Genomic DNA, 12,462 nt, shown 5'->3' with positions numbered 1-12,462 from the left:
CGGCCCGGGACGCCCCGGCATTTGCTCTACTCGACGAACTCGGCGTCGTCGTAGCCGCTCACCGGCAAGGTGTAGAGACGCAGCCTCGTCCCGTCGGGCGAGGTGAAGTCGACGGCTTCGCCGATGCGGGCCTTCTTTATCCCTGAATGCCGGACCCCGCACTCGTCCAGGTGCGTTGCCCACCGTTCGAGCGCGGCACGGTCGGTCACGCCGAATGTGACGGGCTCGTACCCCGCGATCACCGGGGCCATTGTGGTTGATTCGCGGAGTTGTACCGGAAAACCGAGACCGGGCATTCGCATGATGACCGCGTATCGCCGGTTGTCCGCGTCGTGGTGGTCGAATTCCGGCTGATACCTGGCGCCGAACACCGCGCTGAACCACGCCAGGCTCTCCGCCAGATCGGTGACCAGAAACTGGATGTGGTGTATTCCCGAGACTTCTGGTCCGTTCACGTGTCCCCTAGCCCTTCCGAGTCCCAGAGAATCAAGTCGACGGCGACGGTGACGGTGACATTCGCGTCACGCGGAGGTGTGGTGCGGGCGGCCGTGAGCGGCGCCGCGGTCTCTGAGTATACTGTTAACCGATACCGGTCATCAGATAACAGTGCTCGGCTCACTGTCAAGTGCTACTGTCACGACGGCGTACATCGAAACCGGAGGTGCGGCGCATGGAAGAACTTGGTCGTTCGGCATCCGACGAACTGGCCGATCGGCTCGCCGCCTCCATCATCAACGGCGAGTTGAAGCCAGGAGAGCGGCTGGTCGAGGCCGACCTCGCGGCACAGTTCGACGTCAGTCGCGGGCCCGTTCGCTCGGCACTGTCCACCCTGAGGCGGCTCGGCCTCGTCGAGCTTCCCTCGAAGCGGGGCATGGTCGTCGTCACCCTCACCCCGTCGGCCGTGCGTGATCTCTACGAGGTACGCATCGCGCTCGAACGGGCCGCGGTCGAGCGGCTGACCCGTACCCCGCACGTCGAGTGGTCCTCGTTGCGCGAGCGCCTCAAGGAGCTGGAGGACGCCGACCGCAGCGGCAGCAGCGTCAACGCCGCCCACTCGAGCCTCGGCTTCCACCGCAACCTGTGCGCGCTGGCCGGCAACGACCGGCTCCTGCGCGCGTGGGAGGCGCACTCCGCGCTGATCAAGCTGGCGATCCGGATGCGGCAGGCCGCGGAGGAGACGACCGCGGTCGACCCGCGGCTGCACGATCACCGGGCCCTGCTGGACACGTTGATGTCCAAGGACCCGACGCCGGCGGTCGCGATGATGGTGTCGCATCTGGAGGAGATCAGAGACGATCTCGTGCGGATCCTCGAAGCCAGTGCCGAACGGTGAGGCCGGACACCAGGTCGTCCCGGCCGTCGGAGGTACGGAAGATTCGGAGGTGCGGGAGATGAGTCGCGACATGCTCCGGTTGGCGGAGGCGAGGACCATCGTCGACCACGCTCTTCGGCACGCGCGCGATCACGGCTCCCCGCCGATGACGGTCGCGGTGCTGGACGGAGGGGGCCAACTGATCGCCTTCGCCCGCGAAGACGAGTCGAGCCTGCTCCGCGAGAAGATCGCCCGCGCGAAGGCCATGAGCGCACTGAACATGGGCACCGGCACGCGCACCCTGGCGCAGCGCGCCGAGCACCATCCGCACTTCATCAACGCCATCACGACGCTCGCCGAGGGCGAGATCATCCCGGTTCCCGGCGGCGTCCTGGTCCGAGACCCGGAGTCCGGCAAGGTGATCGGCGCGGTCGGCGTGAGCGGTCACCGGCCGGACGAGGACGAAGCCTGCGCGGTGCACGGGATCCGCGCCGCCGAGCTGGCCGCCGACACCGGCTGACGGACCCGTCCCGGCATCGCCGGGCGCCCTCACGGCGGCACGGAAAGTTCCGCGACAAATGATCTTTCGCTCGCCTTCACAGGCCAGTTGGTTTGGTGATCGCGAACGCGTACGTGATCGTTGAGTGAGGAGCGAAGTGGCAGCCGAGCGAATGAACCCCGAGGTGTCGCGGCGACATGTGATGCGGGCCTCGCTGACCGCGGCCTCGGTCCTGGCGATGAGCCAGGCGGGCGCGACACCGGCCCGAGCGGGCACGGACCCCGAGGCCGGTGCGGTGGTCGCCGGTCCAGGGGGCCAGTTCGCCCGCAACGTGGAGCTGGTCGGCTACACCGACATGGACCACCGGCCCGCCTTCAAGATGGCCGTCCGCAACGTCAGGGATCGCTGGTACCTGTACACGGGCCACTTCTGGGACTCCGGCTGGAGCGTCGTGGACGTCACCGATCCACGGCGGCCGGAGGTGGTGGCGTTCGTGCCGGGCCCGAAGGACACCTGGACGCTGCAGGTCGATCTGCACGGCGACATCATGGTGACCGCGCTGGAGCAGATCTTCCCCAACTTCGGCGGGGATCCGCAGGCCCCCTTCGAGGAAGGGATCTACCTCTGGGACATCAAGAATCCGGTGAAGCCCCGTCGCATCGGTCACTACACGACCGGCGGCACCGGCACGCACCGCAACCTCTATCCGGGCGGGCGGTACGTGCACGTGGCGGCCGGCGCGAAGGGGTTCAGGGGCAACATCTACACGATCGTGGACATCGCCGACCCGGCCCGGCCCGCGGAGGTGGGGCGCTGGTGGGTGCCGGGGCAGCGCGACGGCGAGGACGGCGCGCCGGAGCCCGAACCGCTCCACACGCATGGCTTCTGCTGCGCGAACGGCGCCGACGTGTCGTTGCACGGGCCGCCGTACGTGGTGGGCGACCTGGCGTACCTGCCCTACGGCGCGGCCGGGCTGATCGTGCTGGACATCTCCGACGTCACCGCGCCCACGCCGGTCGGCGGCCTGAACTTCAGCCCGCCCTTCCACTCCCGCTTCGGCGTGCACGGCGTGCTGCCGATCCCGGACAGGAAGATCGCCTTCGCCAACTCCGAGGACGTCTCCTACGGCAAGGGCGCCGCACCCCACGCCTCGATCGTGGACATCTCCGACCCGGCCGATCCCTGGCTGCTGTCGCTGCTGCCGACGCCGGAGCCGCCGCCGGGCGCGCCGTACGCGGACTTCTCCAGCAGGGGCGGCTGGAGCGGCCCGCACAACATCAACCACCATCAGCACCACCCGGACGTGCAGAAACAGGGCGACCTGCTGTACGTCGCGCACTTCAACGCCGGCCTGCGCATCTACGACGTCTCGAACGTCCGCCTGCCGCGTGAGGTCGGCTACTTCGTGCCGTCCGATCCCTCCCGCAGGTACGGCCCGATGCCGGAGGACCGGCTCGTGGCCCAGACGGAGGACGTGGTCGTGGACCGGCGCGGCTACATCTACATCTCCGACAAGAACCAGGGTGTGCACATCCTGCGGTACACCGGCCGGGTTTGACGGGATCATCGGCTGGAATGAAGATGGATTCATCTTCATTTCTTGTGGCTGCGGGGGCATGGTGGCAGAGACGGCGAGGGCGCGGCACACGGCGGCGGAGCTGAAGGCGGCCGCCCGCCGGCTCCTGGTGCGCAAAGGGTACGCCGACACCAAGGTCACCGACATCACCGCCGAGGCCGGCAAGGCGGTGGGCGTGTTCTACCGCTACTTCTCCGACAAGGACGCGCTGCTTCGCTCGCTGGCCGAGGACTTCGAGGAGGCGCTGCACGCGGAGGTGGTCGAGCACCTGGGTGACGACCACGGCCTGGAGACGGCGCAGGACGTGCGGCGGCACGTCGAGGCGTTCTGGGCGACCTACGAGCGGCACCTGCCCGAGCGGGTCGGCGTGATGCAGGCGTCGATGCTCAGCTCCGAGTTCCGGCGGATCCACCACGATCTGCGGGAGCGCCAGGTCGAGATCTGGGCCGGGCACATCCTCACGCTCGACGGCGGCTCCGACGAGCAGGCCAGGGTGACCGCGCTCGCGGTCGTGTGCATGCTGGAGTATTTCTGCTACTGCCAGTTCACGGATGGCGCCCCGGTCGACCCGGATCTCGCGATCGGAGCCCTGACCTCGTTGATCGCGTCAGGGCTCCACGGGGTCGGCTAGGCGGGCGCGGGGCCTCCCTCCGCGAAGATGAATTCAGATTCATGTGCCCTCACGGGTTGTCATTGCGCCCTGTGACCCTCAAGATGAATCTGAATTCAGATTCGCTGTGAGGGAGGTCACATGCACCTCGTGGAGTGGTGTCGCATTCCCACCTCGGGTGCCCGGGCGGTGGAGCCCTTCGAGCAGGACGGGCTGTCCTTGCTGGCGATCCCGCAACTGGCCGTCGACGTGCCGGGACAACCGGCCCAGATGAACGGCGGCGACAGTGACACCGAGCTGGTGGTGCTCCGCCGTACCGCCGAGGGGTTCGAGCCCTTCCAGAGCCTGCCGGTGCCGGGCGGCGAGGACGCGGAGTTCTTCCGGATCGGCGAGCGGGCGTTCCTGGCGACCGCGAGCATCCGCCAAGGTCGCGGGCCCTACGACTTCGGCGTGGACTCGCAGGTGTACGAGTGGGACGGCGCCCGCTTCGTACCCTTCCAGAGCGTGCCCGGGTTCGCGGCCAAGCAGTGGCGGCACTTCGCGCTGGGCGATCAGCACTTCCTGGCCCTGGCGCAGGGCGTCCCGCAGCCCGGCAACCAGCCGTCGCGGATCTACCGGTGGGACGGCCGCGCCTTCGAGCCGTTCCAGGAGATCCACTCCGAGCAGGGCTACAACTGGCACGCCTTCCGCGTGGCGGGACACGACTTCCTCGCCCATGCCGACCACCTCGCGCCGTCGGTCCTGTACCGCTGGGACGGGACCCGCTTCGCGATCCACCAGAAGCTGGCAGACCTGCACGGGCGGGCCTTCGCCCCCTTCAGCGCGGACGGCGAGCACTACCTGCTGGTCGGCTGCATCCTCAGCCCGTCGCGACTGCTGCGCTGGGACGGCGAGACCTTCGTCGAGCACGCCACGCTCGACGGGCTCGGCACCCGCGAGTTCGCGGTCCTGCCCGCCGAGAGCGGCCTGTACGTGCTGCGCGTCAACTTCATCCACGGCACTCCCGCCGCGCCGACGACCGCGCTGACCTCCCAGCTCTACCGCTGGCAGGACGGCGGGCTGCGCGTCGTCGAGGAGTTCCCCACCACCGGGGGCACGGACGTCGCCGTCTTCGCCGACGAGCGGGGGCCGCTGGTGGCGGTCTCCAACGGGCTCGCCGCCGACGTGCGGTTCGCCGCCGAGAGCGTCGTCTACCGGTTCGTCGAGGGGGAGGATCGGTGACCGAGGAGTTCGCCGGGCTGTTCACCGCCTACACCGCCGATCGGGACAGCATCGGCAGGAAGCTGGGCCGCGCCGTCGCCGAGCGCTCCCGCCACGACCCGCTGATCGCCGCCACGGCCACCGACATCGCGCTCTACCCGGGAGACGGCAGGCCGCCCACCGTCGAGGGGTTCCGGATCTCGACCAGGGGATTCAAGGAGCTGACGGCGATCTCCCACCTGGGCCCCGCCGTGGCCTCGCTGGTCAGGCTCCGCGCCCTGGGCGACGAGTCCTGGCGGGAGTCCGCCGAGCGCCTGCTCGTCGAGACCAAGGCCGCCCGCGCCGCCAACAGCCCCGAGCTGTGGCGCGTACGGATCGCGGTCGAGGCCCACCGGGGCCGGGAACACGAGATCGCCGACCTGGTCGACCGGGCGTGCGCGGCGACCGCCCGCTACCTCACCGCCGCGCTCGACGACGAGGAACGCCTCACCCCCGAGACGCTTCGCCGCGAGTACCTCGACGACGGCATCAACTCGATGATGGTGGCCACGTTCTTCCTGGTCAGCCTCGACATCAGCTACCGCGTCACGCGCTGGTTCACCGAGCAGGACCTGGACTGGGAGCGGGCCATGGTGGTGATCGCGGGCAGGCAGGGCCGCCCCACCGCGGGCGTCACCTGGAACACCAGCAGCGTGGCCACGATGATCCTCGCCGCCTCCGGCGGCCGCCTCCCGCTGGATCGCGTGTACGTGGCCCCGCACGCGCCCACCTTCCCCTCCCCGGCCGACGGCGACCTCACCGAGGTGATCGCGCTGGAAGAGGAGCTGCGCACCCTCTGGTGCGGCACCAGGGCCACGGTCGAGCTGGGCGAGGTGATGTTCGACGGCTACCCGAGATACGTGCCCGGCGGCCTCACGCTCCCCGACGTCGGCGACCCCCGCGTCACCGAGGTCAGCGAGATGCCCGCCATCCGCTCGGCCGACGACATGCGGGCGCTGGTGACCAGGCTCCGCATCGTGCTGGAGGACCCGAGGCAGCTCCTGTCGAGCTGCGTCACCGACTTCGCCGCCGCCTCCCTGGCGGCGGCGGGCAACGATCCCACCCAGGTCGTGGTGCCTGGGCTGACCGACCTCTGAGAGCGAACCATGACCATCGACCGGCGCTCGTTCCTCATCGGCGCATCACTGCTGTCGCTGACCACCGCATGCGGTTCGTCAGGCTCCTCCTCGAGCTCACTCAAGATCGGCGCATCGCTGCCGCTCACCGGCCCGGCCGCGGACGTCGCCGACCCCGGCTACAAGGGCTACCAGGTCTGGCAGAGCCAGATCAACGCGCGCGGCGGGCTCCTGGGCCGCAAGGTGGAGTTCGTCATCCACGACGACGGCTTCGACCAGAACACCGTGGTCTCCAACTACAACCGGCTGATCACCCAGGATCGGGTGGACCTGCTGATCGGGACGTTCTCCTCGTTCCTCAACCTGGCGGCCTCGACCGTCGCCGACCGCAACCGCATGCTCTACATCGAGCCGTCGGGCGGCGCGGCGGAGATCTTCTCGCGCGGCCACACCAGGCTGTTCTTCAGCCAGCCGGGCACGACCGACAGCGCGCACCGCCCGTTCGCCGGCTACGTCGAGGGGCTGGCGGACAAGCCCGCCTCCGCGGCCTACCTCTACCAGGACGACCCCAGCACCGACATGCCCATACAGAACCTCCAGAAGGTCCTGGAAGGGCTCGGCGTCAAGACCGTCTACCAGCAGAAGTATCCGCCGGACACCAAGAACTTCGACGCGATCGCCAACGCGATCCGGCAGGCGGGACCCGTCCTCCTGGCCCACGGCGCCCTGGAGGTCGACGGCGTGGCGGTGGTCCAGGCCCTGCAACGGGTCGGCTTCACCCCGCGGTACCTCTACCAGACCAGGGCGCCCTCCAGCGTCAACACCTACCCGAAGGCCATCGGCGAGACCAATACCGAGGCCGTCTTCACCGTCGGTAGCTGGCACCCGGCCGCGAAGTACCCGGGCAACGCCGAGTTCGTCGCGGACTACCGCAAGCAGTTCAACCAGGAACCGAGCGAGGACGCCGCCAACTCCTACACCGCGGTGCAGGTGCTCCAGGCCGGGGTCCAGGCCGTCGGCAAGCTCGACCAGGACGCGATCGCCGCCTGGCTGCACGCCAACACGGTGAACACCATCGTCGGCCCGCTCAAGTGGGACGCGCGCGGGGTGCCCGACGGCAGCCTGCTGCTGATGCAGTGGCAGCGCGGCAAGCTGGAGGTCGTCGCCCCGGCCTCGGCCGCGACCGTCACCTCCGCGATCGCCGCCAAGCCGAGCTGGGCCGCCTGATGCAGGCGGTGCTCTTCGGCCTGCTCGTCGGCGGTGTGTACGCCCTGGCCAGCAGCGGCCTGACGCTGATCTTCGGTGTGATGCGCATCGTCAACCTGACCCACGGCGCGGTCCTCGTCGCCGGGGCCTTCCTCACCTACACCATCTGCACGGCGACCGGCCTCGACCCCTTCGTGACGATCCCCGTCGTCGGGGCGGTGCTGTTCTGCCTGGGCTGGCTCATCCACCGGCTCGTCGTCCAACGGGCCGAGCACGGAGGCGAGGGCACGGTCATCCTCTCCACGCTCGCGCTCGCCATGGTCCTGGAGGGAGTCACCATCCTCATCTGGGGCCAGGAGCCGCACACGGTCGCCACCTCCTACTCCCGCACCTCCTTCCGGCTCGGCGACCTGGTCTTCCCCACGACCCAGGTGTACGGCTCCGCGTGCGCGCTGGTCCTGCTGGCCGTGCTGTACGTGCTGCTCAACCGCACGTGGCTGGGCAGAGCCGTACGCGCGGCCACGGCCAACCCGCAGGGCGCCGAACTCGTCGGCATCCGGGTGGAGCGGGTCAACGTCGCCGCCTTCTCCCTCGGCGTCGCGCTGACCGGCGCGGCGGGCGCCATCCTCGCGGTCCTGTCGCCCTTCACCCCGGACTCCGGGGAGCAGTGGATCGGCCTGGGGCTGGCCATCGTGGTGCTCGGCGGCATGGGCAGCCTCGGCGGCGCGCTGATCGGCGCCCTGGTCCTCGGCGTGGCCGAGACCCTGACGGCCACCTACGGATCGCCCGGCTGGGCCACCGCCATGCCCTTCGCCGTCATCGTGCTGACCCTCCTGCTGCGCCCGCAGGGGATCTTCGGCATTCGAGTCCGAGAGGACGTGGTCAGCGCATGAAGATCCTGATCGCCGTGGCCGGAGCGGCCCTCGTCGCGCTTCCCGCGCTGTGGGGCGACGCCTACTACCTCAACATGCTCATCCTGATCTTCCTGCTGGCGATCATGGCCGGCTCCTGGAACATCATGGGCGGGTACACCGGCTACATCTCACTCGGGCAGAGCGCCTTCCTCGGCGTCGGCGCGTACGCGACCGCCATCGCGGCGGACGCCTGGTCGATCTCCCCGTTCCTGGCCGCTCCCCTGGGCGGCCTCGCCGCGGCGGCGCTGGCCGCCGTCCTCGGCCTGGTGACCTTCCGGGCGCGGGGCAACGCGTTCATCATGATCACGTTCGCGATGCTCTACCTGCTCGGGGTCGTGGCGCTGAACTGGACATCGGTCACGAACGGCAATGACGGCATGATCCTGCCCGCGCCCACGTGGAGCAGGGACTACGCCCTCTGGCCCTTCTACTACGCCCTGCTCGGGCTGCTGGTCCTGACGCTGCTGATGTCGAAGGCGATCGCCTCCTCCCGCTTCGGCCTCGGGCTGATGGCCATCCGCGAGGACGAGGGGAAGGCCGCGGGCATCGGCGTCAACACCTCGGCGGCCAAGCTCGCCGCCTTCGTGGCCAGTAGCGTGCCGATCGGCGTGGCGGGCGGTGTCTACGGCTACTACCTGGGGTTCCTCGACTCCAGGGCCATGTTCAGCATCGTCACCAGCATCATGATCGTGCTCGCCGCCCTGCTCGGCGGATCGGGCACGCTGTGGGGCCCGGTGCTGGGGGCCTTCCTGCTGGAGCCGTTCTCCCAGCTCACCAACCAGCTCTTCACCGGCCCGACCGCGGGCGCCTGGCGGTTGATCGTCTTCGGCGGGTTGCTCCTGGCCGTCCTGCTCTTCCTGCCGAAGGGCATCATTCCCGGCGTACGGCAGGCGCTGGACAGACGGCGACCGGCCGCCGTGGGCAGACGCCTGGCCCTCGCCGACGTGCCCGCCTGGCTCGCGGTCGGCGACGGCGCGCGGCTGGAAGTGCGCGACGTGCGCAAACGCTTCGGCGGGCACACCGTGCTCGACGGCCTGGACCTCACCGTCGAGCCCGGCTCGATCACCGGGCTGATCGGGCCCAACGGCTCCGGCAAGACCACCCTGTTCAACCTGATCGACGGGGCGATGCGGCCGGACCAGGGCACGATCCTCCTCGACGGCCGGCCGATCGAGACCGCCGGCCGGTGGGCGCGCAGTCGCGCGGGGATCGGGCGTACCCACCAGATCACCAGGTTGTTCCCCCGCCTGTCGGTGCTGCGGAACGTGGTCGCCGGCTCCGACGGGTCGTGGACGGCTCCGGCGATCACCGGGGCGCAGGCGGCCAGGGGCGCCGAGCTGCTCCAGCTCGTCGGGCTCGCCGACTACCGCGACCTGCCCGCCGCCGAACTGTCCTACGGCCAGCAGAAGCTCATCGAACTGGTCCAGATCCTCATGCTCCAGCCACGCCTGGTGCTCCTCGACGAGCCCGCCGGCGGCATCAACCCGACGCAGATCGAGCAGATGGGCGCCCTGATCCGGGAGCTGAACAGGACCGGGACCACCTTCCTGGTCGTGGAGCACAACATGCCCTTCGTGCTCGGGCTCTGCGACACCGTTCACGTCCTGGCGGGGGGCCGCCGCCTCGCCTCCGGCACACCCCAGGAAGTACGCGAGGACCCGCTGGTGCTGGACGCCTACCTGACGGGAGCGAGCCGATGATCTCGATGACCGGCGTCCACGCCGGATACGGCGGCGGCGACGTGCTGCGGGGGCTCGACCTGAAGGTCGCCCCCGGCGCGGTGACCTGCATCGTCGGCCCCAACGGCGCGGGCAAGTCCACCGTGCTGCGGACCATCAGCGGCCAGCTCGCGCCGCGGCTGGGCGAGATCCGCTTCGGCGATCGCGACGTCGCCGGGCGGCACCCCGCCGAGCTGATCAAGGTGGGGATCGTCCAGGTGCCGCAGTCGCACGGCCTGTTCCCAGCGATGACCGTCGCCGAGAACGTGCTGCTCGGCGGCTACCTGCGCCGCCGCGAGAAGGACTACCTGCGGCGGCGGTTCGCCCAGCTCGCCGAGCGGTTCCCGATCATCGGCGAGCGGGGCGGCGAGCCGGCGGGGAACCTGTCCGGCGGGCAGCGGCGCACCGTCGAGTTCGCCAGGGCGCTCATGCTGGAACCGCGGATGGTGCTGCTCGACGAGCCGTCCCTGGGGCTCGACCCGCGCTCGCTCGGCCTGGTCGAGCAGGCCGTGGACGGCATGCGGGAGAGCGGCGTCACCGTGCTGCTCGTCGAGCAGAACGTCCGCTTCGGACTCGGGATCGCCGACCACGGCGTCGTCATGGAGAGCGGCGGCGTGCTCAAGGCCGACTCCGCCCAGGCGATACTCGACGACCCGGAGATGGGCGCGCTCTTCCTGGGCGGCGCCCCATGAGCGCCTTCCTGGACCGGCTGCGGCAGGGGGTGCCGACGCTCATGCTCGGCATCCGCAGCAGCCGTACGATCGAGGTCGTCAGGATGGCCCACGCGACCGGCCACCACGCGATCCTGGTCGACCTGGAGCATTCGACCATGTCCACCGACGTGGCCGCGCAGCTCTGCTCGGCCGCCGACGGCCTCGGCCTGACGCCGCTGGTCCGGGTGCCGGAACGCGAGTACGGCATGATCGGCCGGTTGCTGGACGGCGGCGCGCACGGCATCGTCGCGCCGAGGGTCGAGACGGCGGAGGAGGCGCGGCAGGTCGCCCGCGCCTGCCGCTTCCCGCCGCGCGGACAGCGCTCGCAGATCGCCCAGGTGCCGCAGTACGGCATGCGGCCGCTGCCCGCCAGGGAGCTGAACCCGGCGCTCGACGCGGCGGCGGTCGTGCAGATCCTCGTCGAGACTCCGGCCGGCGTGGCCAACGCCCACGACATCGCCCAGGTGGACGGCGTGGACATGCTCGCGATCGGGGTCAACGACCTCACCGCGGAACTCGGCGTGCCCGGCTCCTACGACGATCCGCGCGTGCTCGACGCCATCGCCACCGCCGCCGCGGCCTGTCGTACGCACGGGAAGCTGCTGGCGGTGGGCGGCATGCCGCCCACCGGCCTCTCCGGGGTCTGCCCGCTCCGCATCACCGGGATGGACTCCGCCCTGCTCTACCAAGCCATCGGTTCCGCCGCGAAGGACGCGTCATGACACCCCTTCCGACCACGCCCATGCGGGCCACGACGAGCAACACCCGGCCGCGCTTCACCATGCCGCCGTTGAGCTGCGACAGCCATTTCCACGTGTTCGAGCCCGGTTACCCCCATGTCCCCGATCCGCTCTACACCTTTCCCGACGGGACGCTCGAACAGTACCTGCGGCTGGCCGACTGGCTCGGGATCGAGCGGATGGTGCTGGTGCAGCCGACCTTCTACGGCACCGACAACAGCCTGCTGCTCGACGTGCTGCGCAAGGCGGGACCGCGCTGCCGCGGCGTGGCCAGGATCGACGACTCCGCGAGCGAGGCGGAGCTGGATCGCCTCCACGACGCGGGAGTGCGGGCGATCCGGCTCGACCTGTTCGCCCGTGCCCGGTGGCCCGTGGCGGAGCTGGTCGCCTATATCCGCGCGATGGCCGGCCGCGCCCGGCCGCGCGGCTGGCACCTGCAGTTCTACACGCCGGGCGCGGTGGTGCGGACCCTCCTGCCCTTCCTCGCCGAATTCGACCACCCCTTCGTCATCGATCACATGGGGTACGGGATGGACCTCGACGGCCTGCTGCTCCTGCTCGCGGGCGGGCACTGCCACCTCAAGCTGTCGGGGCCGTACCGGCTGGTCAAGGACGGGCCGGTGGCGGGCGTCGAGCCCCTGGTCCGCGCCCTGGTCGAGGCCCGCCCCGACCGGCTGCTGTGGGGCTCGGACTGGCCGCACCTGCCCGACGGGCAGCGCGACACCGGTGCGTTGCTGAACCTGCTGGCCGACTGGGTGCCGGCAGCGGAAGATCGCCGCCGGATCCTCGTCGAGGCACCGGGTAGGCTGTTCTACGGGCACTGACCTCGGTGGCGGGCGACCCCCAGGCGCACCGGCTT

13 protein-coding genes are annotated in these 12,462 nt (G+C 70.3%); 12 read left to right on the top strand and 1 reads right to left on the bottom strand.

All coding sequences use genetic code 11. The features are described 5' to 3' along the window. Positions 1–26 precede the first annotated feature (26 nt). Entirely contained in the window at positions 27–455 is a 429-nt protein-coding gene (locus tag ACZ6S0_RS27220; protein WP_465922148.1) for a VOC family protein, read from the bottom strand. Between the two features lie 215 nt (positions 456–670). Here ACZ6S0_RS27220 and ACZ6S0_RS27215 point away from each other — a divergent pair, with 215 nt between their 5' ends. From ACZ6S0_RS27215 to ACZ6S0_RS27160, 12 genes are all read left to right on the top strand, one after another. Next, a complete protein-coding gene (locus tag ACZ6S0_RS27215) occupies positions 671–1,333 on the top strand; it encodes a GntR family transcriptional regulator (RefSeq protein WP_465922147.1) in 663 nt (220 codons plus the stop codon). A gap of 58 nt (positions 1,334–1,391) precedes the next feature. Beyond that, positions 1,392–1,832, top strand: a complete 441-nt coding sequence (locus ACZ6S0_RS27210; RefSeq protein ID WP_465922146.1) for a GlcG/HbpS family heme-binding protein — start codon at positions 1,392–1,394, stop codon at positions 1,830–1,832. 136 nt (positions 1,833–1,968) lie between these two features. Continuing rightward, complete coding sequence (locus ACZ6S0_RS27205) at positions 1,969–3,369, top strand: LVIVD repeat-containing protein (protein WP_465922145.1); 1,401 nt, start codon at positions 1,969–1,971, stop codon at positions 3,367–3,369. A 58-nt stretch (positions 3,370–3,427) separates the two neighbouring features. Then, the gene (locus ACZ6S0_RS27200) at positions 3,428–4,018 is read left to right on the top strand and encodes a TetR/AcrR family transcriptional regulator (RefSeq protein ID WP_465922144.1); all 591 of its coding nucleotides are present in this window, start codon (positions 3,428–3,430) and stop codon (positions 4,016–4,018) included. 120 nt (positions 4,019–4,138) lie between these two features. Next, positions 4,139–5,218, top strand: a complete 1,080-nt coding sequence (locus tag ACZ6S0_RS27195) for a hypothetical protein (RefSeq protein ID WP_465922143.1) — start codon at positions 4,139–4,141, stop codon at positions 5,216–5,218. Continuing rightward, entirely contained in the window at positions 5,215–6,333 is a 1,119-nt protein-coding gene (locus ACZ6S0_RS27190; protein WP_465922142.1) for a DUF5624 domain-containing protein, read from the top strand. The genes ACZ6S0_RS27195 and ACZ6S0_RS27190 overlap by 4 nt, the downstream gene beginning before the upstream one ends. Positions 6,334–6,342: 9 nt before the next feature. After that, complete coding sequence (locus tag ACZ6S0_RS27185) at positions 6,343–7,539, top strand: amino acid ABC transporter substrate-binding protein (protein WP_465922141.1); 1,197 nt, start codon at positions 6,343–6,345, stop codon at positions 7,537–7,539. Further along, positions 7,539–8,411: a branched-chain amino acid ABC transporter permease gene (locus ACZ6S0_RS27180; RefSeq protein WP_465922140.1), complete on the top strand. Its 873-nt coding sequence runs from the start codon at positions 7,539–7,541 to the stop codon at positions 8,409–8,411. The genes ACZ6S0_RS27185 and ACZ6S0_RS27180 overlap by 1 nt, the downstream gene beginning before the upstream one ends. After that, positions 8,408–10,132, top strand: a complete 1,725-nt coding sequence (locus ACZ6S0_RS27175; RefSeq protein WP_465922139.1) for a branched-chain amino acid ABC transporter ATP-binding protein/permease — start codon at positions 8,408–8,410, stop codon at positions 10,130–10,132. Before ACZ6S0_RS27180 ends, ACZ6S0_RS27175 begins: the two co-directional genes overlap by 4 nt. Beyond that, the gene (locus tag ACZ6S0_RS27170; RefSeq protein ID WP_465922138.1) at positions 10,129–10,842 is read left to right on the top strand and encodes an ABC transporter ATP-binding protein; all 714 of its coding nucleotides are present in this window, start codon (positions 10,129–10,131) and stop codon (positions 10,840–10,842) included. Before ACZ6S0_RS27175 ends, ACZ6S0_RS27170 begins: the two co-directional genes overlap by 4 nt. Beyond that, complete coding sequence (locus ACZ6S0_RS27165) at positions 10,839–11,585, top strand: HpcH/HpaI aldolase family protein (RefSeq protein ID WP_465922137.1); 747 nt, start codon at positions 10,839–10,841, stop codon at positions 11,583–11,585. Before ACZ6S0_RS27170 ends, ACZ6S0_RS27165 begins: the two co-directional genes overlap by 4 nt. Next, entirely contained in the window at positions 11,582–12,427 is an 846-nt protein-coding gene (locus ACZ6S0_RS27160) for an amidohydrolase family protein (RefSeq protein ID WP_465922136.1), read from the top strand. The genes ACZ6S0_RS27165 and ACZ6S0_RS27160 overlap by 4 nt, the downstream gene beginning before the upstream one ends. The last annotated feature ends 35 nt before the right edge of the window (positions 12,428–12,462 follow it).

The organism is Nonomuraea sp. NPDC051298 (genome assembly GCF_055586305.1).
Note: the sequence above shows the minus strand (reverse complement) of the source record. Positions and strands in the feature narration are given on the sequence as shown.